We start from the raw sequence: 25257 nt of genomic DNA on the forward strand, positions 1-25257 counted from the left end.
TATTGAGGGTTGGTGACAACAGTTTGTCAGGAGGAAAAAATATTTAAATATTTTTTCCTCCTGACAAACTGTTGTCACCAACCCTCAATAATTTTGAAGTATTAAATAATTAAAACTTTAAAACATGAAAACATTAGCTGCCCAAGTAATTACTCCTGAAAATTTGTTGAAACACTGGCAAGGTCATCGCGCCCTTACACGTCGTGTAATTGAATTATTTCCTGAAAAGGACTTTTTCGAATTCTCAATAGGAGGAATGAGATCTTTCTCGAAATTAACAGATGAACTTTTAGCGATTGCAGTTCCGGGATTTAAAGGAATCGTAAATAAAGAAGAAAAAGCTTTTGCCGAAGAATCGGAAAAATTAATTTTTAAAGCGCAATATCTTGAAAAATGGGATGAAGCAACTGCCGAAATAAATCAGTATTGGGAAAAATTATCAATTGAAGATTTCAACGAAACCTTTAATCTTTTTGGTCAATACGAATTTCCGGTGATTCAGAACATCTTGTATTTTGTTGATAACGAAGTACATCACCGCGGACAAGGATATGTATATTTAAGAGCTTTAGGAATTGACCCTCCCTTTTTCTGGGAAAGATAGATTCTTTTGCAGATTGCTAATTGAAAAAACTCCTAAAATGAAATTCAATTTCATTTTAGGAGTTTTTTATGAAAGTCTTTTTTTATAAGTTTCAATAAGTTCCAATATTCTGGTTTTGAGTATTTCAGGTTCCAGAATTGTGGCATAATCTCCAAACATCAAAACCCATCTTGGAAAACCTTCCTGAATATCACGTGACATAAACGTCATTTCGATTTGATCACCGATTTCTTTTTCAGAAACAAAACCGTGGTATTTTTGTTCGTATCGAAGATAATTAAGCACTTTTTTCTCTACTAAAATCCGAACTTTTGTAGTTGGGATTGTTTCGTTTTTAATTAAATACGTTTCTAAAGAATCGTGTTCTATTGTAAAATCGCATTCGGTTTTTTTAATACCCTGAATCCTGTCAGTTCTAAACTGTCGGTAATCCTTTCGTAAATGGCAATAACCCAGAAAATACCAATTGTTATGGTCATGAAAAACACCAACAGGTTCAATATTTCGATTAGTTGGTTCTTCGGCTTCTAAAGTTTTATAACATAAAATGATTTGTTTTTTCTCTGCAATACTTTCAAACAAAAGGGCCAGCGTATTTGGCGAACTGTCATGAAATAAAGGTTCGGCAGCCTGCATTAAAATTCTCGATTCAACATTTGAAAGCCAGTCTTTGTCCGTGCCTCTCAAAACCGATTTCAACTTATACATCGCCGATGCATAATGTGAACCCAAAGAAGGATCAGTAAATTTTTGCATCAGTTTTTCGGCAGCAATAAAACTGCTTACTTCTTCACGCGTAAACATAACCGGAGGTAATCTGTAACCATCCATTAACGCATAACCAACTCCGGCTTCACTATAAATAGGAACTCCGGACGCTTCAAGAGTTCTGATATCCCGATAAATAGTTCGCAAACTAACATCAAAACGATCTGCTAATTCCTGTGCTTTTACAATTTTTTTAGATTGTAATTGAATCAGAATAGCGACAATGCGGTCAAATCGTTTTGGGGTTTCGTCCATTTTTTTTTAAAGTTTCTGAGGTTTCTTTTTAGATACAGAGGCTCAAAGATACAAAGGTTCAAAGTTTAAAGAAATAAAAAATCTGTTCCAAATTAGGACAGATTTATCGGTTGAATAATTATTCACAATCTGCATCATCGTAGAGGCGCACAACAGTGCTTCTCCGCAGTTTAAATCAATTTAATTGTCGAAATTCTTTGCGTGAGACGCACTGCTCTGCTCCTCTACAAATCAAATCTGTGTCGATAATAGGAGAAAAATTATATTCCCAATTTTCATTTGTAATATGTCTTGAAAATAATAAAATATATTTCCGAAATCTGCATCAACGTAAAGGCGTAAAGTAAATCTGTATTGAAATAATAAGAATTATATTTCTGCAATTTGCATCATAGAGGCGCACAGCAGTGCGTCTCCGCCATCTGCATCTATAAGTATTGTCCAAAACAAAAAAACTGACAAGGTAAATTATCGGATTCATTTATTATAAATAAAAAAAGCTGTCTCAAATTGAGACAGCTTTCCAATATCTGATATATATAAATTTAGAATTTATATAATAAACCAAATTGTGGTGTATCAAAAATATTTTCAAACAAGTTTATGTTTAAGTTAAAAGTATTTGATGACGGTCCGTTTTCAGGAGAAACACTGTTATACGATAAAATATTTGCCAGGGTAAAAGAAACAGCTAAATTTTTTGTAAAAAAATAGTTTAAACCTACATTAACATCAGCAGTAACACTATTGCTCGTGTTGCTATAGGAATTAATTTCTGTTTTGTTATGACCATATCCTAAACCAAGTTCAGAATAAGCTTTGAATCTTTTCGAAGCCAACTCTAAGAAATAATATCTTGCAAAAGCTCCAACTCCAAATTGATTGGTTTTCGTTCCGTTTACTTCTTCACTTATTTCAGATGCATTTTTTACTTCATTAGATGAAAAACTTAATTTTCCTCCAATAGCAATTTTGTCATTTAAGAAATATCCAAATTGAGGACTTAAACCGTAATAATCATTTGTTCCTCCGGTGCTAATTTTAATTGAACCCTCGATAAACATATCTCCTTTTTCGAATTGTATGCCTTTTGCTGAATTTAATTCCTGTTCAACTTCTTTTTGTTGTGCACTTGCAAATGAAAAAGCAAGTAGTGCCAAAATCGCTGTAATTTTTGTTTTCATATTTATATTTTTATAAGATTATACATCAGTAAAAATATATAAAACCGACGAATTAATATTTTATTGTAAGATTTTTATTTTATTATTATATATCAAGCCAAAATTCAAAAGTTTCCTTTAAGTAATTAAAATAAAATTTAGTTTTAGTATTGTTTCTCTTAAAATAAAAGAGAATTGCTTATTTTGTTAAAATAATCAGCTAAAAAATAAGGGGTAGTAAAAAACAAAAAACCCGATAACTTTCGTCATCGGGTTTAAATCTATCTTATATTCTCTTTATTCTTTCTTCTAAAATAAAGACTTAGTCATTCAATTTCAAAACAGCCATAAAAGCTTCTTGCGGAATCTCAACGTTTCCTACTTGTCTCATACGTTTTTTACCTTTTTTCTGTTTTTCAAGCAATTTACGCTTACGCGAAATATCTCCACCGTAACATTTTGCAGTAACATCTTTACGAAGCGCTTTAATCGTTTCACGAGAAATTACTTTTACACCAATTGCTGCCTGAATAGGAATATCAAACTGCTGACGCGGAATCAATTCTTTCAGTTTTTCACACATCTTTTTACCAATGTGGTAAGCGTTATCAGCGTGAATTAAAGATGATAAAGCATCAACAATTGTAGCATTTAATAAAATATCAACTTTCACCAAGTTTGAAGTTCGCAATCCAATTGGCGCGTAATCAAACGACGCATATCCTTTAGAAACCGTTTTTAAACGATCATAAAAATCAAATACAATTTCGGCAAGAGGCATATCAAACGTCAACTCAACTCTTTCGGTAGTTAAATAGGTTTGGTTTGTAATCAAACCACGTTTTTCAATACATAATGACATAACATTACCCACAAAATCAGATTTAGTGATAATAGTCGCTTTAATATATGGTTCTTCTACGTGATCTAATTTAGATGGTTCCGGTAAATCAGTCGGATTGTTTACTACAAATCCTATCGTTGGATCTTTTTTAGTATAAGCCAGATACGAAACGTTAGGAACCGTAGTAATTACAGTCATATTAAACTCACGTTCCAGTCTTTCCTGAATAATTTCCATGTGTAACATTCCTAAGAATCCACAACGGAAACCAAATCCTAAAGCCGCTGAACTTTCCGGTAAAAATACTAATGAAGCATCGTTCAGTTGTAATTTTTCCATCGAGTTACGCAACTCCTCATAATCTTCAGTATCAACAGGGTAAATTCCGGCAAAAACCATAGGTTTTACATCCTCAAAACCCGTAATCATATTGGTAGTTGGCGTTTTAGCATCTGTTAGAGTATCTCCAACTTTTACTTCTTTGGCTTCTTTAATTCCAGAAATCAAATAACCAACATCACCAGCAGAAATTACATTTTTAGGAACCTGATTTAATTTTAAAGTTCCAATTTCGTCAGCAAAATATTCATTTCCTGTCGCCATGAACTTAATTTTCTGCCCTTTTTTAATTTGTCCGTTTTTCACACGGAAAATAACCTCAATTCCACGAAACGGATTGTAATGTGAATCAAAAATCAAAGCTTGTAACGGCTCATCAACATTTCCTGACGGAGGTGGGATTTTTTCGATAATGGCAGCTAAAATATTTTCAACACCAAAACCTGTTTTTCCTGAAGCATGAATAATATCTTCTAATTTACATCCTAATAAATCGATAATATCATCACTAACTTCTTCAGGATTAGCACTTGGTAAATCAACTTTATTCAAAACCGGAATAATTTCCAGGTCGTTCTCTAAAGCAAGATATAAATTTGAAATTGTTTGTGCCTGAATACTTTGTGCAGCATCAACGATCAAAAGCGCACCTTCGCAGGCAGCAATAGATCGTGAAACTTCATATGAAAAGTCAACGTGACCGGGAGTGTCAATTAAATTTAAAATATATTCTTCTCCTTTATAAGTATATTCCATTTGAATGGCGTGACTTTTTATGGTAATTCCACGTTCACGTTCCAGATCCATGTTGTCAAGCAATTGAGCTTTTTCTTCACGAGCTGTAACGGTTTGTGTAGCGCCTAATAATCGGTCAGCCAATGTACTTTTACCGTGGTCAATGTGTGCAATAATGCAAAAGTTACGTATCTTCTTCATTTTAATATATCAATTCTCTAAACGAGTTTTTAAGTAATTTTCAGGGTATAAATTACGCTGTAGCAATTGCTGTTGAGCGTTTTATTAAGGCGCAAAGATAGCGCAAAGTTTTGGATTCTGGAATGCCGTTGTTATATAGTTGGAATCTGACTTTTAAAACGACCTTTAAAACTCGAAATTAAATCCTTTTTCGGTCAGTTTTTTGTAAATATCAGGATCAAATTTGTACAATTTTGCCGCTCTGTGCGAAACATCCTGTTGTTTTTCGTCAAGAGCAACCAGTAATTTCATGTGGAGAATTTTTCGGCGGAAATTTGATTTTTCCAGTTCAATTCCTAATATTTCTTCATACAAATGCATCAATTGCAACAAAGTAAATTTTTCAGGTAAAAGGTTAAAACCAATTGGCGCCTGACGAACCTGATTTCGCAATTGCATCAAACTAAATTCGAGAATTTCGTTATGGTCAAAAATTAATTTCGGCACATCTTTAATCTTGTGCCACTTGGCTTCAATTACAGAAACGCTGGCCTGGATATTATAATCTTCTCTGTTGACCAAAGTATAATAACCAACCGTGATAACCCTTTCGGTGCTTACACGATCAGGATCCGTAAAAGCTTTTAGCTGTTCCAGATAAATGTTGTCCAGACTTGTCAGTTCATATAATATTCGCAATGCAGCATTATCAACGCTTTCATCCAGATATAAATTCCCTCCCAAAAGTCCCCATTTTCCAATACTTGCTCCTTCGGCATGTTGGACCAAAAGAACTTCCAGATTTTTTTTATCGAAAGAAAATATAACACAATCAATGCTAATGCCCTCTATAACTGGTTTTTTTTCTACAGTTATAGTATGATCAGCTTTCAGATTATTTTTTGAAGGTAAAGATTCCATTTTTGCTTTTATAAGCGATTATTTAAAATTCAAAATTGAATCCTTTTTCAGTAAGTTTTTTATAAATAGCCGAATCAAACTGGTACAATTTTGCCGCTCGATGCGAAACATCTTGTTGTTTTTCATCAAGAGCAACTAATAATTTCATGTGCAGAATTTTTCGGCGGAAATTAGATTTATCCATTTCAATTCCTAAAACCTCCTCATATAAATGCATCAATTGTAATAAAGTAAATTTTTCAGGCAAAAGGTTAAAACCAATCGGAGCCTGACGAACCCGGTTTCTTAAATGTTGTAAACTATAAGATAGAATTTCGTTATGATCGTAAATCAAATCAGGAATACTATTAATCTTGTACCATTTTGCATCAGAAGCCGTAAAACCGGCTTTAATATTATAATCTTCACGTTTTACAAGCGCATAATAACCAATCGTTATAACGCGTCGAAGCGGGAAACGGTCCGGATCGCCAAACGCTTTTAACTGCTCCAGATAAATATTATCAAGACCCGTAAGTTCGTTCAATAAACGGTGTGCGGCATCGTCAGTACTTTCTTTTTTATAGATCCATCCTCCCGGAAGTCCCCATTTTCCTTTACTGATTCCTTCTCCGTGTTGTACCAAAAGCACTTCTAAACTTCCTTTATCAAAACCAAATATCACACAGTCAATCGTGATCGCGTTCATTGCGGTTGGCTCGTTTTTTAAAGCCGAATCGTCCTCTACATTTTTAACCATATGCTATTTATATTTTGACAAATTAAATAAATAAAATGAATAGTAGCCTTTATAAAAGCTTTATATTTTTTTAACAGAATAATTTTCTGACAATCAGTTGTTTGGGAATTGTTTAAAAATGCTATTCTAAAATAATTATTCTTAAACCGCTGATTGTCAAATTGCTAATTCGTTATTTTTTTGATATTTTTTTCTACGGTTTCAACCCATATATTATTGTATTCATAAAAATCGCATTCCAATAATCAGAATCGGAAAAAAATAACCCTAATATTTTGTTAATATAGAAAAAATGTTTTACACTTGTAGTCAAAATAACCATAAGATAAGTTCAGTTTGACTATAAGTTTAAAAGGGACAAAGTTATAACTAAATAAAAAGTACCACAAATGTTTTTTTTAGGAATTGATTTAGGAAGCTCTTCGATAAAATTATCAGTGTTTGATCCTGAAAAAGGAGCAACTATTGGCGCTGTTAGCGTTCCTGATTTTGAAATGCCAATTATTGCTCAGGAATTTGGCTGGGCAGAACAAGATCCTGAATCCTGGTGGCAATTTGTAAAAGACGGAATCAAACAATTAGGTTCAAAATCTACTATTGATTTAAAAAAAATTGCCGGAATTGGAATTGCGTATCAAATGCATGGTTTGGTTTTAACCGATGAAAATTTGAATCCTGTTCGTTCTTCCATTATTTGGTGTGACAGTCGTGCAGCAATTATTGGAGATGAAATTTATTCTCAGATTGGAGCTGAAAATTGTCAAAAACAAATTTTAGGAAGTCCTGGAAATTTTACCGCTTCAAAACTAAAATGGGTAAAAGACAATCAACCTGAAGTTTTCGCAAAAGCAAAATACATGATGCTTCCGGGGGATTTTATTGCTGCCAAATTATCTAAAGTAGCGCAAATAAGTACTTCAGGATTATCAGAAGCAGCATTGTGGAACTTCTCAGAAGGAAAATTGGCAACAGAAATCCTTTCTCAAATGGGATTATCATCAGATATTGTTCCTGAAATTGTTTCAAATTTTGGAATTCAGGCAACAATTCACTCTGATATTGCACAAGAATTAGGATTAAATCCTGATGCAAAAATAACTTACCGCGCAGGAGATCAACCCAACAATGCATTGTCATTGAATGTTTTGAAACCAGGCGAAATCGCTACAACAGCCGGAACTTCGGCAGTAGTTTATGCCGTAAGTGATCAGGATGCTTACGACAAACAAAACAGAATCAATACTTTTTTACACGTAAATAATACGGAAGGCGAAAAACGAAATGGCGTAATGCTGTGCATTAATGGTTCTGGAATTTTATACCAATGGTTGCGAAAAATCATGTCGGTTGACAGAGCTGAATTAATTGCGTACGAAAAACTAAATGCCGAAGCTGCAAAAGTAGCAGCAGGAAGCAACGGACTTCGTTTTTACCCTTTCGGAAATGGTGTTGAACGTATTTTCAATAATAAAAATGCAACATCAGGAATTCAGAATTTAAATTTCAATATTCATCAACCGTCACATTTAGTGCGCGCTGCCTGCGAAGGAATCGTGTTTGCCATGAATTATGGTTTTGATGTGATGAAAGAAGTTGGAGTTTCAGGAACTGTAGTTCGTGCAGGAAATTCAAACTTGTTTTTAAGTCCGGTTTTCAGGGAAATCTTCACTAATACAACTCAAACAACTTTAGAATTATACAATACTTCAGGAGCCGAAGGTGCTGCAAGAGGCGCTGCTTACGGTTTCGGATTTTACAATTCGCTTGACGAAGCTTTCTCAGGATTGCAATGTTTAGACCGAATTGAACCAAATAAAATCCTGACTTCTCAATATCAGGATTTATATCAGGAATGGAAAAATCAAATTAAAATAGAACAATAATAATAGTAATAATGAGCACAACTAATCAATATTTTAAAAACATCGACACAATTAAGTTCGAAGGTAGAGAAAGTGATAATCCGTTAGCGTTTAAATGGTACGATGAAAATCGTGTTGTTGCGGGAAAAACATTAAAAGAGCATTTGCGCTTTTCAATGGCTTACTGGCATACGCTATGTAATACGGGAGGAGATCCGTTTGGAGCTTCGACTGAAACTTTTTCCTGGAATAAAAATGAAAATGCAATTTTAAGAGCCAAAGACAAAATGTATGCGGCTTTTGAATTCATGACAAAATTAGGTTTGCCATATTATTGTTTTCATGATGTTGATGTGGTTGATGATGCGCCAACATTAGCTGAATTTGAAACTCGTATTCAGACAATGGTTGAATATGCAAAGCAAAAGCAACAAGAGTCCGGAATTAAATTACTGTGGGGAACTTCAAATTTATTCAGTAATCCTCGTTACATGAATGGTGCAGCGACAAACCCAAACTTTGATGTTTTGGCGTATGCCGGAGCTCAGGCAAAAATCGCAATCGATGCAACTATTGCACTTGGCGGTGAAAATTATGTTTTTTGGGGAGGTCGTGAAGGATATATGAGTTTGTTGAATACAGACATGAAAAGAGAATTAGACCATTTGGGAAGATTCTTAAATACTTGTAAAGATTATGCTCGTAAAGAAGGTTTTAAAGGAAATTTCCTGATCGAACCAAAACCTATGGAACCTACAAAACATCAATACGATTATGATGCAGCGACTTCATTGGGATTCATTAATAAATACGGACTTCAAAATGATTTCAAATTAAATCTTGAAGTAAACCACGCTACTCTTGCCGGACATTCTTTTGAACATGAACTACAAGTTGCAGTTGATGCAGGAATGTTAGGAAGCATTGATGCAAACCGCGGAGATTACCAAAATGGCTGGGATACAGATCAATTTCCAATTAATATTCAGGAAGTTACTCAGGCAATGTTAGTGATTCTTGAAGGTGGAGGAATTCAGGGCGGAGGAGTAAACTTTGATGCAAAAGTGAGAAGAAATTCAATCGATTTAGAAGATAAATTTATTGCACACATTTCAGGAATGGATGTTTTTGCAAGAGGATTAATCTGCGCAGATCATATACTACAAAATACAGATTACAAAAAATTGCGTACGCAGCGTTACAGTTCATTTGACGGTGGAAATGGAGCTAAGTTCGAAAACGGAGAATTATCTCTTGAAGATCTAAGCAAAATTGCCCGTGCAAGTGGAGAACCACAACCACTTAGTGGAAGACAGGAATTATTCGAACAAATTATTTCGAATGCGTATTAATCAGGTAAGGTAACTAACTAAATTTTAAACCAATTTTTAACTATTATGAAAAGCAAATATTGTATTAAAACAACACCGCTTTCGTTTTGTATGGCGCTATTGCTTAGTGTATTCATGATGCAGTCCGGTTTTGCACAGTCGCAATCCCAAACTGTAAGCGGAAACGTAACATCAGCAACTGACGGAATGGGTGTTCCCGGAGCAAGTGTTGCAGTCGAAGGAACAAAATCAGCTACAGTAACTGATTTTGACGGAAATTATAAAATTGAAGCAAAACCAGGAGATGTATTATTAATTAGCTTTATTGGATATAAAACTCAAAAAGTAACGGTTGGAACTCAAAAAACAATCAATATCTCAATAAAAGAAGAAACATCTGAACTTAAAGAAATTGTAGTTATCGGTTACGGTACACAAAAGAAAAAGGTAAACACAGCTGCAACTTCATTAGTATCAGGAAAAGACATTCAAAATGTGGCTAGTCTTGATGTTGTAAACGCATTGCAGGGTCAGGCTTCTGGTGTAAATGTAACTTCAACTTCAGGTCAGCCCGGCGCAGGAATGGCAGTAAACATTCGTGGAGTTGGTACAGCAGGAAACAGCACGCCGCTTTATGTTGTTGATGGTGTTGTGGTGGATAACGGAATTGGATATCTTGATCCGTCGGCTATTGAAAGAATCGACGTTCTTAAAGATGCTTCTGCGGGATCTATTTACGGTGCAAGAGCAGCAAACGGAGTAATTTTGGTTACAACCAAAAAAGGAAAAGAAGGTAAAATTAATGTAGCTTTTAATACATACACAGGTTTTCAGCAAGTGGCTAAAAAACTGGATTTATTAAACACTCAGGAATATACCACTATTATGAACGAAGCGCGTGTAAACTCAGGTTTAACACCTTTATACACACAAGCTCAAATTGCGGCTTTCCCAAATCACGATTGGCAGAAAGACTTATTCAATAATGGCGCAATGAAACAAAATCACTCTCTTACAATTAGCGGAGGTGACAAAAAATCGACAATTTCTACAGGATTATCGTATTACGGACAAGAAGGTTTAATTGGCGGAGTAACCAACCAATCTGATTATAACCGTGTTACTTTCAATGTAAACTCAACTTCTGAAGTAATTGAAAATCATTTGAAAATTGGAGAAAATTTCTCGTTTGCAAACATTAAAAGTTCAGGAGTTGCAGATCAGGGAATTTACAGTAACGGAATCAGAAGTTTCTTAAATGCTGCGCCAATTGATGCTGCTTATGATGCAAACGGAGATTTCGCACATTCAGTTATTTCTGCTGATATCAGTAATCCGTTAGGATCTTTATATTATAATAACTTCAACGAAACTAAATCAAACCGTTATGTTGGGAATATTTTTGCAGAATTAAAATTCTTAAAAAACTTTACTTACAGAACAAGTTTTGGTGTTGATATGACAGATGGTAATTACCGTTCATTCAGACCGGTTTATTCACTTTCTTCAAATGACAATAATACAGTTTCAAGTGTAACACAAAACTCAACTAAATCATTAGGATGGATTTTTGAAAACACAATTCAGTACAAAGCTACAGTTGCCGGAGCACATAATTTTGATGTATTAGTAGGTACTTCTGCTAAAAAAAACACATCAGATTTTATGGAAGCAACAGGAAGAAATTTAACTTTTGATGATTTTGCACACGCTTATTTAAGCAATGCTACAGATCAAACATCAAATACAGTAAAAGGAAACCGTGCAGATTATGCGATTCAGTCTTACTTCGGGCGTTTATTATACGATTATAATAACAAATATTTATTTACGGCAACAATCAGAAGAGACGGTTCATCAAACTTTGCAGATACAAACAGATACGGAAATTTCCCATCGGTTTCTGCAGGTTGGAATGTGGATAAAGAAAGCTTCTTTCCGGAAAATAAAGTAGTAAGCAATCTTAAATTAAGAGCAAGCTGGGGACAAAATGGTAACGACCAGATTCCTGCATTCTCTTATATGTCAACAATTAGTTCATACAATAAAAACTACCATTTTGGTACAGGTGACGAAACATTACAAACAGGTGCAAGCCCGGATCAACTTTCAAACCGTAACTTAAAATGGGAAACGTCAGAACAATTAGATTTTGGTTTAGATGCAACCTTGTTCACTAATTTTACTTTAACGTTTGATTATTACGATAAAAAAACAAAAGACTGGTTAGTTCTTGCCTCAATCCCAACGTATGCAGGAGCAACTGCACCATATATTAATGGTGGAGATATTCAAAATAAAGGTGTTGAACTTGCACTTGCTTACCATACTAAATTTGGAAAAGACTGGAACTTCTCTGTAAACGGAAATATTTCACACAATCAAAATGAAGTTCTAAGAGTTGCCAACAGCGAAGGAATTATTCATGGAGAAACCAACTTATTGTTTCAGGGAACAGATGAAATGAACCGTGTTGAAGTTGGTCAGCCAATAGGTTATTTCTACGGATTAAAAACGGCTGGAATTTTCCAGAATGCTGGTGAAGTTGCTGCAGGTGTACAACCTAACGCAGTTCCCGGAGATGTTCGTTTTGTAGATTTAAACGGAGACGGAAAAATTGATGCAGATGATAAAACTAAAATTGGAAATCCAAATCCTGATTTTACATACGGTTTAAATTTTGACCTTTCATACAAAGCATTCGACTTGTCTATTTATACCTATGGAGTTGCAGGAAATCAAAACGTTTTTGGTATTCACGATCCAACTCGTGCCTACACAAATAACACAACAGATGTTTTGAACAGATGGACTACCGAAGGAAGTTCTAATACAGTGCCAAGAGTAACTTACGGAGCAGATACAAATGGTAACTACACAAAATTCTCTGATTTGTATGTTCAAAATGCAGATTTCTACAGAATTAAAAGTGCAACTATCGGATGTGATTTAACGAAATTAACAAACAAGTTAGCCTTCTTTAGTAAATTCAGATTGTATGTAGCGGCAAACAACCTGTTCACGTTTACAAAATATCAGGGAATGGATCCTGAAATTGGATTTGGAAACACAAACAGAGATAGCAGCGGTAACTTAACTCAGCCATGGGCAAAAGGTATTGACGTAGGTTATTATCCACAGCCAAGAACCTACATGATGGGTCTTAATGTTAACTTTTAAATTATGAAAACGATGAAAACATATATAAAATTATTTGCTGTTTCAGGCTTGTTCGTTTTAGGAGCTTGTTCCACTGATTTTTTAGACACAGAACCTTCTACAATTAAAGTAGAAGAGAATTTTTATAAAACTCCTACTGATGCATATCAGGGATTAGTTGCCATTTATGATGTATTGCAGCGTGAAGCTTACGGCGGACCGTTATTGATTAGCGAGCAGGCATCTGATGATTGTTTTGGAGGCTACGGAGTTGCAGATGCGCAGGCAGATGTTGAATGGGACCGTTTTTTATTCGTGACCAATAAAGACATGAATACAGATGTTTGGAAAAACTCTTATTTAGGAATTTACAGAGCAAACATTTTATTGGCAAACCTTGATAAAATCAACTGGGGAGCTGATACGGCATTAAAAACAAGATACGAAGCAGAAGCTCGTTTTTTAAGAGCACACTTCCATTTTCAGGCAGCAAAAATGTTTGGAGATATCGTGCCTTTAGATCACATTATCACATCAAATGAATTTCAATTGCCAAGACAAGCTGCTGAAGTAACTTATGCTTTAATTGCTAATGATTTGAAATTTGCTGCTGATAATTTGAACAATGACAATTACTCACAAAAAGGAAATGCAAATTACGGACGCATCACAAAATGGGCTGCCGAAGCGTATTTAGCAAGAACATTTTTGTTTTATACTGATTATTACAAAAAAGCAGATATGGCTGGTGTAGTAACAAAAGCAGAGGCTACAACTTATATCAACGATGCTGTTAGCAATAGCGGACACGGTTTAGGGGCTGATTTTGCTAATCTTTGGTTAGCGGCTTCATTCGAAAATTTTGTTGGAGAAGACAATACCGAAATGGTTTGGGCAGTTCGTTTCAACGGATCAGGAAAAGGAAACTGGGCTTTAAATGAAGGAAACCGTTTTCAGGTAAATATTGCGCCTCGTGGAGGATCAATTGGTAAATATGCAACAGGTTGGGGAGGCGCAACAGTAAACCCAAAACTTTATAATGCATACGAAACAGGAGATACACGCAGAGATGCAACAATTATTGATTTTGCCGGCGAAGGCTTAAACTTTAATGCCGAAGCAAGAGAACAGCGTCAATATACAGGATATTCATGGAAAAAATATTGCCCGATTACAGATGCGGCAGGAACAGCAATTGTTGAAATTAACGGAGGAAATTTCCAAATTGATAACTATCAGGATTACGCGATTATTCGTTATGCAGATGTTTTATTAATGGCTGCCGAATTGAATTTAGGTACAAATAATGCATTGGCTCAAGCCGATTTAGATAAAGTTCGTGACCGTGCTTTTAAAAGTACAACACACAGATTAACAGTTTCAAAAACAGTTATTATGAATGAACGTCGTTTAGAATTAGCACTTGAAGGACAACGTTATTTTGACTTGATCAGACAAGGTGTTGATGTAGCAAAAGCTGCAATCGACAATTCAGCAACCGATGCTCAGTTTAATGTCACTTTTAGAACAGAAACTTTAGGCTGGTTGCCATTACCACAATCTCAAATTGTACTTTCTAACGGTACTATTCAACAAAATCCAGGTTGGTAATTAACTCAAAACAATGATTATGAAACGAATATTATATATAGCAATAGCTGCAATAACCATAGGTTCAGGATTATTTTCCTGCGAGCCTGCAGAAGATCGTGACAGCTTGCCGGCTGTAAGTTTAACACCGGAAACAATTAAGTTTTCGGTGAAACAAAATGCGGCGAACGAAAACGAAGTAATTTTAAAAAATGAAGATCCAAGTGTCATTGCATATTGGAGATATGTTGACGCAAGCGGTAACGAATTAGGACATTCTAACAAAAGCGATGATCAGGTTGTTTTTCCTTTCGCCGGTAAATACACCGTTTATTACACCGCTTACGCAAGAGGAGGTTCTGTAGATGCAGCTCCGGTTGTAATTAATGTTTCTAAAAATGATGAAACCTATTTTAGAGACCCAAAATGGATAATGCTAACTAACGGAGTTGCAGGTAAAACATGGGTTTTAGATTTTATTGATCCTGTAGGATGGGCTGGTTTAGACTTTCCTGAAAATCCAAAAGGTAAAGATTACTGGAACTGGTTTCCGGATTATGCAAGTAATTCATGGGTTATGCCAAGTAAAGACTGGGGAGAAATGCATTTTGATTTAAACGGAGGTTATAATACAACTGTAAAACAAACCGCTATTACGACCGACGCGCAAACTTCAAAAACAGGAACATATTCATTTGATATTACAAATAATAAATTAGCTTTTAATGGTGGAGTAGAATTGCTTTATGGAGGAGATTATCACGGAGATGTTACAACCTGGAATAGTGTAAAAGTAGTAGAACTTACTGCAACATCATTAAGATTAGCAGTCATTAGAGATAAAAGTAGAACTAGTGAAGGAGTTGCTTTGATTGTTTTTCATTACAAGCCAAAACCATAATTACTTAAGATATAAAACTGCCGATAGGTGATTGTAAAGTCACTTATCGGTATGTTTATATTCGTTTTTAAAATAATAAAATCCTCTTGAAATGAAGAATAACAGAAAATACTTAAATAATGGATTACCATTATTAATGCTAATCGGAATTATCTTGTTGGGTTCATGCAGCAAAAAAGAAGATGCTTTCGACAATCGAAAAGTTTCTTTCAATTCAGATTGGAGTTTTCACTTAAACGACAGCATAAAAGATAACGACACCATTGGAACTTCAACCAAATGGAGAACCTTAAATGTTCCTCATGATTGGGGTGTTGAAGGAAAGTTTGACGAAAAAAGTTCTGCCGGATATGGAGGCGGAGCGCTTAACGGAGGTTTAGGCTGGTACAAAAAAACATTCAAAGTTGCAGTTGAAGACAGCACAAAAATAACTTCAATCATTTTCGACGGAGTTTACAAAAACAGCGAAGTCTGGATAAACGGACATTATTTAGGAAAACGTCCAAACGGATATATTGGCTTTCAATATGAAATCTCTAAATACTTAAATTACGGAGACAAAAACAACGAAATTATTGTAAAGGTTGACAATTCAAAACAACCCAATTCACGCTGGTATTCAGGATCAGGAATTTTTAGAAATGTCTGGATTGAAACCACCGATAAATTGCACGTTACACAATGGGGAACTTATATTACAACCCCAAAAGTTACTGCTCAAAAAGCTTCGGTACATTTTGAAACTACAATTCAGAATCAAAATTCAGCTTCAAAAAAAGCAACAGTAACGACTACTATTTTTAAAGAAGATTCCAAAGTAACATCCGTTACACAAAATATAACCATTGGCGCAAATGCCAATCAAACCATCAAACAACAAACTCAGGTTGAAACGCCAATTTTATGGTCTGTAGAAAAACCTGAATTGTACACAGCAGTTACAGAGATTTCGGTAGATAATAAAATTGTTGATCAATACAAAACCAATTTCGGAATCAGAGATTTTAAGTTTGATCTTGATAAAGGTTTTATCCTTAACGGAAAACAGGTTAAAATAAAAGGAGTTTGTTTACATCACGATTTAGGTCCGTTAGGTTCCGCAATTAATACACGCGCTATCGAACGTCAGTTAGAAATCCTGAAAGAAATGGGCGTAAACGGAATCAGAACTTCCCATAATCCTCCCGCTCCGGAACTCTTAGACCTTTGCGATAAAATGGGTTTCATTGTCATGGATGAAGCTTTTGACATGTGGAAACAAAACAAAACCAAATACGACTACGCAAACGATTGGGACAAATGGCACAAGAAAGATTTAATCGATCAATTGCTTCGCGACCGTAATCATCCAAGTATTTTTATGTGGAGTATTGGTAATGAAATCCCGGAACAATGGAACGAAAGTGGCGTTGCAATCGCAAAAGAATTAGCCGCAATTACACGTCAATACGATAAAACACGTCCAATTACCGCAGCGATGAATCCGCCTGTGAATATGAATTTGGACAACGTAACATTACAATTCGAGAAAAAGAATGTTCAATATAATGCTATTGCAAAATCCGGAGTTTTAGATATTATTGGATACAATTATGCACATCAAACGTATGAATATCATAAACAAAATTTCCCGGGAGTTCCCTTTATAGCAACCGAAACAACTTCTGGTTTACAAACCCGCGGATATTATGATAAAGTTTCAGATACTATAAAAAAATGGCCGGTAAGTTGGGATCAAAAATTTACAAAAGGAAATCCGGGTAATACCGTTTCGGCTTACGATCAGGTACAAACGCCTTGGGGTTCTACGCACGAAGCAACTTGGAAAGTAATTAAAAAACACGATTTTCTTTCGGGAATGTATATCTGGACAGGTTTCGATTATATCGGAGAACCAACTCCGTACGAATGGCCGTCAATTAGTTCTTATTTCGGAATTGTAGATTTAGCAGGATTCCCAAAAGATGTATATTATATGTACCAAAGCGAATGGACAGACAAAACCGTTCTGCACATTTTCCCACATTGGAACTGGAAAGCAGGACAAACTGTTGATGTTTGGGCATATTACAATAATGCAGATGAGGTTGAGCTTTTCCTTAACGGAAAATCAGTTGGAATTCGCAGTAAAAAAGGAGAAGATTTACACGTAATGTGGAGAATTCCATTTCAACCGGGAACATTAAAAGCAATTTCCCGTAAAAACGGGAAAACAGTTCTGGAAACCGAAATTAAAACCGCTGGAAATCCTTCAAACTTAAAACTGACAGCAGACAGAAGTAATATCAAAGCCGACGGAAATGATTTATCATTTGTAACCGTTGATATTTTAGACGAAAAAGGAACTTTGGCACCAAATGCAAATAACGAAATCAATTTCTCATTAAAAGGAAACGGAAAAATTGTAGGCGTTTGCAGTGGAGATCCGGTAAGTCACGAATTATACAAAGGTTCAAAACACACCGCGCTTAACGGAAAATGTTTAGTAATTATTCAGTCTGATACTAAAACAGGAAGACTGGAATTAACCGCTAAAGCAAATGGAATAAAACCGGCCACGATTGTAATTACAGCAGAATAATAAGTCACCGCTCCTAACAGGTTTCCAAAACCTGTTAGGTATCGATAGATTTTATTAAGATATTAAAAAAAATACCTAACAGGTTTTGGAAACCTGTTAGGATAACTAACATCTAGAATTATTAACCAATGAAAAATTCACAATTAACCACATTGTTTTCGATCTTCATGTTTGGATTTCTTGTAACGCCAAAAGCGTCTGCACAAATTCAGAACGCCGATGTATTGAATGCTCCGATAGATATCAGTAAAGATTTTCAGAATTATCTGAACACCTTTTATTTTGCAGATGAATTGACCGCTTTTGATCCTGTAACAGGAAAAGGAACGATTAAATATCTGAGATATAATTATAAAACACGTCAGGCTTTCAACAACATGATGATGAAACCGGAGGTAGTTCCTGCAAATGAATTTCCAACGACAGAATATCAGGAATCTCCTGAATTGCCGTTCCAGATTCAGTTTGTTTCCGACAGAACCATTAGAATCAAAACCACTTCAGGACCACAATTTCATCCTGAAAAAGAATCTTTGATGTTGGTTGATGGTGTTGCGCCAAATCACCCTGAATTATGGAAATATTCTAAAATCGAAGGCGGACATAAATATACCAGCAAACATGGAGTTGTCGAAATTTTATCAAAACCGTGGCACGTAAAAATTTACGATGAAACCGGAAAATTATTGACAAGTACGCTTCATGATTCTGATTTCAAAAATACCTATACACCAACACTTCCGTTCTCGTATGTGCGCAGAAACAGCGATTATTCAAGAAGTATGGGCGCAGCTTTTAGCTTAGAACCGGACGAGAAAATATTTGGTTGTGGAGAATCTTTCACACAATTCAACAAACGCGGACAAAAAGTAGTTTTATGGACGGATGACGCAAACGGAATCCAAAATGAAACGATGTACAAACCGATTCCGTTTTACATGAGCAGCCGTGGTTATGGAGTTTTCATGCACCATTCAACACCAATTACAGTTGACTTTGGAAAATATTATTCAAGTGCCAACGAAATGTATATTGGCGATGATGAAGCCGATTTGTTTTTCTTCATCGGAGAACCAAAAGACGTTTTAGATCAATACACAAATTTAACCGGAAAAGCTGCAATGCCGCCACTTTGGTCGTTTGGTTTCTGGATGAGCCGAATCACTTATTTCTCAGAAAAAGAAGGACGTCAGGTTGCAAAAGATTTGCGCAAATATAAAATTCCAACAGATGTAATTCACTTTGATACAGGTTGGTTTGATGTAGATTGGAGAAACAATTATGAGTTTTCAAAAGATCGTTTTCCCGATGCACAAAAAATGATGTCAGATTTAAAAGACGATGGTTTTCAGGTTTGTTTGTGGCAATTGCCTTATTTCTCTCCAAAGAATACGTTATTTCCTGAAATCATGGAAAAAAACTTAGCGGTAAGAGATCGTAAAGGAAATCTTCCGTATGAAGATGCTGTTCTTGATTTCTCAAATCCGGAAACTGTAACCTGGTATCAGGCAAAATTGAAACATTTATTTGATCAGGGAGTTGCCGTTTTTAAAGTTGATTTTGGAGAAGCTGCTCCGCCAGACGGAATTTACCATTCAGGAAGAACAGGTTTTTATGAACACAATTTATATCCGTTAAGATACAATAAGGCTGTAGCCGAAATTACCCAAAAAGAAAAAGGATACACTTTAATCTGGGCAAGAAGTACATGGGCAGGATCTCAACGTTACCCGTTACATTGGGGAGGAGATTCTGAAACCACAAACGGCGCAATGTCGGCAGAATTACGCGGCGGACTTTCATTAGGATTAAGCGGATTTAGTTTCTGGAGTCATGACGTAGGAGGATTTGCAACAAAATCACCAGAGAATTTATACAGAAGATGGGCTCCTTTCGGGATGTTCACCTCACACGTAAGAAGCCACGGAGAACCTCCGCGCGAACCTTGGTTGTACAGCAAGGAATTCCTTGAAGGATTTAGAAAAGCAGATAATATGCGTTACGAATTAATGCCATACATCTATGCTCAGGCAAAAGAAAGTTCACAAAAAGGATTACCAATGATGCGTGCTTTATTTTTAGAATATCCAAACGATCCCGGAGCTTGGTTAGTAGATAATGAGTATTTATTTGGATCAAGCATTTTAGTTGCACCACTTTTTGAAGAAGTGACAGAAAGAGATGTTTATCTTCCTGAAGGAACATGGATTGATTACCAAACCAAAAAAGTATACCAATCAGGATGGCATAAAATCAAAGCCGGAGAAGTACCAATTGTAGTTTTAGTAAAAGACGGAACAGCTTTGCCCCACATCGCTTTAGCACAATCTACAAAAGACATGGATTGGAGCAAATTAACCTTAAAGGTATATGCAAGCGATAAAACAACTTCGGCTACAGCCAAAATATTTTTACCGGACGGCGATGCAGTACAAGAAATAAAAGTTACGAAAAACGGAAACAATTTTGACGTAACTTCAAACCCATTTCAAGGAAAAACAACTTTGAAAACAGAATGGGTAAAATAGAAAAGTTAGCCGCAAATTAAAGGATTTTTGTTCTCGCAGATTTGGCAGATTGAGCAGATTTTTTTTTAATTTTTGAGATTAGTAAAAAATATAGTTACAGATTAAAGAGATTAAAATCTGCTCAATCTGCCAAATCTGCGGGAGGAAAATAAAAAAATCATTTGAATCCTTTTAATCTGTGGCAAAAAAATAATCCCAACGGATAAAAAATAAGTTTTTGTTGAGTTTCTAAATCGGGTGAAAGCATAAGCAACACCCGATTTATTAAAATGAATTAAGAAAAATATCATGAAAAATTACCTTCTTCTTCCCGCTTTAATCCTTTCAGTTTCGATAGGATACAGTCAGAAAAATAAAAATGCTTATGAATTGGCATCGCCAAACGGGCAAAATAAAATAAATTTCGAGTTAGTAAAAAACACACCAAAATATGCTGTTTCACACGGAAAAACCGAAGTGATTACACCATCGGATATGGGGTTTTTACTAAAAGGAAATGAAAATTTAAGTTCTGATTTCGAAATCAAAAGCGTGAAAAACTCCACTTTTGACGAAACCTGGGAACAAGTTTGGGGAGAAAAGAAAAACATTAGAAATCATTACAATCAGTTATCGGTTCAATTACAGCAAAAAAGCGGAAACAAACGTAAACTTGAAATTCAGTTTCGTGCGTTTGATGACGGAATCGCGTTTAGATATGTGTATCCAAAACAAAATGTAAAAGACAGTATTTTCATTATGGATGAAAAAACGACTTTTAACTTAAAAGAAGATGGAAAAGCATGGTGGATTCCGGCAAATAGAGAAAATCGCGACGAATATCTTTTTAAAGATGCTCCCGTAAGTACGCTTGATACTGTTTTGACTCCACTTACAATCGAAAGTAAAAGCGGATTAGCATTGAGTTTTCACGAAGCAAATTTAGTAGATTTTGCGAGTATGACTTTGGTAAACACAACCGGAACACAACTGAAATCTGATTTAGTGCCGTGGGCAGATGGTGTAAAAGTTCGCGTAAAAGATACGTTTACCTCTTCTTGGAGAACACTTCAAATAGGAGAAACACCAGCAGATTTAATTACGTCATATTTGATTTTAAATCTAAACGAACCAAACAAACTAAAAAACACAAGTTATTTCAAACCATACAAATACTTTGGGATTTGGTGGGGAATGCACATTGGAAAATATACTTTTTGGGAAAGCGAGAAACAAGGCGCAACAACAAAACATGCCGAAGAATATATTGATTTTACGGCAAAAGAAGGATTTCATCATTTATTGATCGAAGGATGGAACAAAGGCTGGACACCAGCTTGGTACGAAAATCACATGCACATGTTTAGTTTTACAAAAAGTGCAGACAATTTCGACCTTGAAAAAGTAGTCGCATACGGAAACAAAAAAGGCGTTGCATTAATAGGTTACCATGAAACGGGTTCAAACCTTATTAATTACTTAAAAGAAGTTGACGAAGGTTTTGCTTTGTACAAAAAACTAGGAATGCATTCGGTTAAAATTGGACACGTAGGTTCAAAATTAAACATGAAAGAAAATCACTTTGGGCAATTTGGAGTGAATTATTTCAGATATATTTTAGAAAAAGCAGCACAATATGATTTAGCAGTTTTATACCACGAATCAATAAAAGATACAGGAGAACGCAGAACTTTTCCAAATATGGTTTCAAGAGAAGCAGCACGCGGACAAGAATATAATGCGTGGAGCGAAGGAAATCCGCCAAATCATTTAACAATTCTTCCATTTACAAGATTGCTTTCAGGACCAATGGATTTTACACCGGGAATTTTTGATGTTGAGGTTAAACAAGGTTATCCGGGAAAACGAGTTCACGGAACAACAGCGCAGCAATTAGCATTGTACGTTACGATTTATGCACCAATCCAAATGATGGCCGATCTTCCTGAAAATTACGAAGGAAAACCAGCATTGCAATTCTTAAAAGATGTTCCAACAGATTGGGAAGATACAAAGGTATTAGAAGGGAAAATTGGCGAATACATCACAACCGTTCGTAAAGACAGAAGCAGCGCCGATTGGTATTTGGGAACTATTACAAATGAAAACGCAAGAGACGTAAATGTTTCATTATCATTTTTAGATCCAAATGCAACTTACGAAGCTCAGATTTATGCTGACGCCGAAGGAACTGACGAAACTCATAATCCATCCGCAGTAGCGATTTCTAAGAAAACCGTGAAAGCCTCAGATTCCCTAAAATTACATTTAGGCGGCGCCGGAGGAACAGCAATAAGATTCAAAAAGTTATAGATATAGATTTAGATTGACAAACCCGACAGGTTTTTAAAACCTGTCGGGTTTAATAACGTTACGATTTAGTTCACAATTATCCTAACAGGTTTTTAAAACCTGTTAGGTATTACTTAATTTTAATGTATCTAATTTGAAATATTGGATCGAGTAAAAAACAATACCTAACAGGTTTCTAAAACCTGTTAGGATAAAAAATCTATCAAAAACTAAAAACGAAATCAATGAAAAACAAAATCATATACCTATCAGTGGCATTGGCTTTTGCAGTATTTACATCTTGTAAAAATGACACAAAAAGTGCCGAAAGCGCTGATTCTGGTAAAGCAAAAGAATACAAAGGAAAAGAAATAGGGTCAGAATTTGATGCAGAAATCGACAAGTTAGTTGCTCAAATGACCTTGGAAGAAAAAATAGGAATGTTGCACGGAAACAGTATGTTTACTTCTGGCGGTGTAAAACGTCTAGGAATTCCGGAACTTAAAATGGCAGATGGACCTTTAGGAGTTCGTGAAGAAATTTCGCGTGACAACTGGGCTCCGGCAGGATTAACAAATGATTTTGCAACGTATTATCCGGCAGGCGGAGGTCTTGCAGCAACATGGAATGCTGAAATGGCATATACGTTTGGAAATAGTCTTGGACAGGAAATGCGTGCAAGAGACAAAGATATGTTGCTTTCACCGGCAATTAATATTGTGAGAACGCCACTTGGAGGAAGAACTTACGAATATATGTCTGAAGATCCGTTTTTGAATAAAAAAATTGCAGTTCCGTTAATCGTTGGTTTACAAGACAACGATGTTATGGCTTGCGTAAAACACTTTGCAGCAAATAATCAGGAAACCAATCGTGATTTTGTTGATGTTCGTATGGACGAACGTACACTTCGTGAAATTTATTTGCCAGCTTTTGAAGCTTCTATAAAAGAGGCTCACGCATATAGCGTAATGGGCGCTTACAATAAATTTAGAGGAGAATATTTATGTGAAAACGATTATATGCTAAATAAAATCCTGCGTGACGAATGGGGATTTAAAGGCGTTGTCGTTTCAGATTGGGCTGCGGTTCATTCAACTGTAAAATCACTAAAAAGCGGATTAGATATTGAAATGGGAACTCCAAAACCTTTCAATGAATTTTTTCTTGCCGATAAATTAATTGCATCAGCTAAAAACAAAGAAATCTCAGAAGCAGAATTGGATATACACGTAAAAAGAATTTTACGCACTTTATTCCAGGTAAAAGCTATGGGCGGAAAAGAGCGTGCAAAAGGAAGCATCGCAACCGAAGCACATTATCAGGACGCTTATAAAATTGCTGCCGAAGCAATCGTTTTATTGAAAAATGAAAATAATGCATTGCCATTAAAATTAGACGGAGTAAAATCCATCGCGGTAATTGGAAACAACGCAACCAAGAAAAACGCTCTTGGTGGATTTGGTGCAGGAGTGAAAACCAAAAGAGAAATTACGCCACTTGAAGGTTTAAAAAACAGATTACCATCATCAATAAAAATCAATTATGCCGAAGGGTATTTAGAGCGTTACGACGAAAAAAACAAAGGAAATTTAGGAAATATTACCTCAAATGGTCCTGTAACAATCGATCAGTTAGATCCGGCAAAATTACAAGAAGCTATAGAAGCGGCTAAAAAATCAGATGTTGCGATCATTTTTGCAGGTTCAAACCGTGATTATGAAACAGAAGCTTCAGATCGTAGCACTTTAAAATTACCGTTTGGACAAGAAGAATTAATTCAGAAAGTATTAGCCGTAAACCCAAAAACAATTGTAGTTTTTGTTGCCGGAGCACCTTTTGATATTGACGCTGTGAGCAAAAAATCTTCAGCCGTAGTTTGGAGTTGGTTTAATGGTTCAGAAGGAGGAAATGCATTGGCAGATGTAATTTTAGGAAAAGTAAATCCGTCAGGAAAATTACCTTGGACAATGCCTAAAACCATTATGGATTCTCCAGCGCATGCTACAAACAGTTTCCCTGGAGGAAAAACAGTAAACTATGCCGAAGGAATTTTAGTAGGTTACCGTTGGTTTGATACTAAAAATATCGCGCCGTTATATCCTTTCGGATTTGGATTGTCGTATACCACTTTTGCTTTTGATAATGCAAAAACAGACAAAACTTCATACGCACAAAACGAAACAATCACAGTTTCGGTTGACGTGAAAAACACAGGAAAAGTAGATGGTAAAGAAGTTGTTCAGTTATATACTTCAAAATCAGATTCAAAAATTACGCGTGCTGCAAAGGAATTAAAAGGTTTCCAGAAAATATTGGTAAAATCAGGAAGTTCAAATACAGTAACAATTAAGGTGCCTGTAAAAGAATTAGCGTATTATAATGTTGCCACTAAAAAATGGACAATTGAGCCAGGAAAATATACTTTGAAACTTGGAAATTCTTCAAGAGATATCAAGAAAGAAGTTGTTGTAACTATTAAATAA

At 35.5% G+C, this 25257-nt stretch carries 15 protein-coding genes; 10 read left to right on the forward strand and 5 right to left on the reverse strand.

All coding sequences use genetic code 11. The annotated features are described in order from the left end of the window. Positions 1 to 124 precede the first annotated feature (124 nt). Positions 125 to 604, forward strand: coding sequence for a DinB family protein (locus tag ACHZDT_RS20940; RefSeq protein WP_394776646.1), 480 nt, complete (start codon positions 125 to 127; stop codon positions 602 to 604). A gap of 66 nt (positions 605 to 670) precedes the next feature. On the opposite strand, the gene ACHZDT_RS20945 is transcribed toward ACHZDT_RS20940, so the two are convergent. The 5 genes from ACHZDT_RS20945 to ACHZDT_RS20965 all read right to left on the reverse strand — a co-directional run bounded on the left by ACHZDT_RS20945 (position 671) and on the right by ACHZDT_RS20965 (position 6548). Then, complete coding sequence (locus tag ACHZDT_RS20945; protein WP_394776647.1) at positions 671 to 1627, reverse strand: helix-turn-helix transcriptional regulator; 957 nt, start codon at positions 1625 to 1627, stop codon at positions 671 to 673. Positions 1628 to 2172: 545 nt separating this feature from the next. Next, positions 2173 to 2811 (reverse strand): outer membrane beta-barrel protein, encoded by a 639-nt coding sequence (locus ACHZDT_RS20950; protein WP_394776648.1) that lies wholly within the window; start codon positions 2809 to 2811, stop codon positions 2173 to 2175. Positions 2812 to 3112: 301 nt separating this feature from the next. Then, positions 3113 to 4909: a translation elongation factor 4 gene (gene lepA / locus ACHZDT_RS20955; RefSeq protein WP_394776649.1), complete on the reverse strand. Its 1797-nt coding sequence runs from the start codon at positions 4907 to 4909 to the stop codon at positions 3113 to 3115. Between the two features lie 165 nt (positions 4910 to 5074). Then, entirely contained in the window at positions 5075 to 5809 is a 735-nt protein-coding gene (locus ACHZDT_RS20960; RefSeq protein ID WP_394776650.1) for an NUDIX domain-containing protein, read from the reverse strand. Positions 5810 to 5831: 22 nt separating this feature from the next. Next, entirely contained in the window at positions 5832 to 6548 is a 717-nt protein-coding gene (locus tag ACHZDT_RS20965; RefSeq protein WP_394776651.1) for an NUDIX domain-containing protein, read from the reverse strand. Positions 6549 to 6937: 389 nt separating this feature from the next. Between ACHZDT_RS20965 and ACHZDT_RS20970 the strand changes: the two genes are divergently transcribed. The 9 genes from ACHZDT_RS20970 to ACHZDT_RS21010 all read left to right on the forward strand — a co-directional run bounded on the left by ACHZDT_RS20970 (position 6938) and on the right by ACHZDT_RS21010 (position 25257). Continuing rightward, complete coding sequence (locus tag ACHZDT_RS20970) at positions 6938 to 8431, forward strand: xylulokinase (protein ID WP_394776652.1); 1494 nt, start codon at positions 6938 to 6940, stop codon at positions 8429 to 8431. Between the two features lie 11 nt (positions 8432 to 8442). Further along, positions 8443 to 9762: a xylose isomerase gene (gene xylA / locus ACHZDT_RS20975; RefSeq protein ID WP_394776653.1), complete on the forward strand. Its 1320-nt coding sequence runs from the start codon at positions 8443 to 8445 to the stop codon at positions 9760 to 9762. A 45-nt stretch (positions 9763 to 9807) separates the two neighbouring features. Then, positions 9808 to 12921 (forward strand): SusC/RagA family TonB-linked outer membrane protein, encoded by a 3114-nt coding sequence (locus ACHZDT_RS20980; RefSeq protein ID WP_394776654.1) that lies wholly within the window; start codon positions 9808 to 9810, stop codon positions 12919 to 12921. A gap of 12 nt (positions 12922 to 12933) precedes the next feature. Beyond that, positions 12934 to 14511: a RagB/SusD family nutrient uptake outer membrane protein gene (locus tag ACHZDT_RS20985; protein ID WP_394776655.1), complete on the forward strand. Its 1578-nt coding sequence runs from the start codon at positions 12934 to 12936 to the stop codon at positions 14509 to 14511. Positions 14512 to 14530: 19 nt separating this feature from the next. Further along, positions 14531 to 15391, forward strand: coding sequence for a hypothetical protein (locus ACHZDT_RS20990; protein ID WP_394776656.1), 861 nt, complete (start codon positions 14531 to 14533; stop codon positions 15389 to 15391). A 91-nt stretch (positions 15392 to 15482) separates the two neighbouring features. Further along, positions 15483 to 17972: a glycoside hydrolase family 2 TIM barrel-domain containing protein gene (locus tag ACHZDT_RS20995; RefSeq protein WP_394776657.1), complete on the forward strand. Its 2490-nt coding sequence runs from the start codon at positions 15483 to 15485 to the stop codon at positions 17970 to 17972. 128 nt (positions 17973 to 18100) lie between these two features. Further along, positions 18101 to 20500 (forward strand): alpha-xylosidase, encoded by a 2400-nt coding sequence (locus ACHZDT_RS21000; protein ID WP_394776658.1) that lies wholly within the window; start codon positions 18101 to 18103, stop codon positions 20498 to 20500. 288 nt (positions 20501 to 20788) lie between these two features. Continuing rightward, the gene (locus tag ACHZDT_RS21005) at positions 20789 to 22792 is read left to right on the forward strand and encodes a glycoside hydrolase family 97 protein (protein ID WP_394776659.1); all 2004 of its coding nucleotides are present in this window, start codon (positions 20789 to 20791) and stop codon (positions 22790 to 22792) included. 224 nt (positions 22793 to 23016) lie between these two features. Next, positions 23017 to 25257: a glycoside hydrolase family 3 C-terminal domain-containing protein gene (locus tag ACHZDT_RS21010; RefSeq protein ID WP_394776660.1), complete on the forward strand. Its 2241-nt coding sequence runs from the start codon at positions 23017 to 23019 to the stop codon at positions 25255 to 25257.

The sequence above is a fragment of the Flavobacterium sp. genome, assembly GCF_043722275.1.
GTDB lineage: Bacteria > Bacteroidota > Bacteroidia > Flavobacteriales > Flavobacteriaceae > Flavobacterium.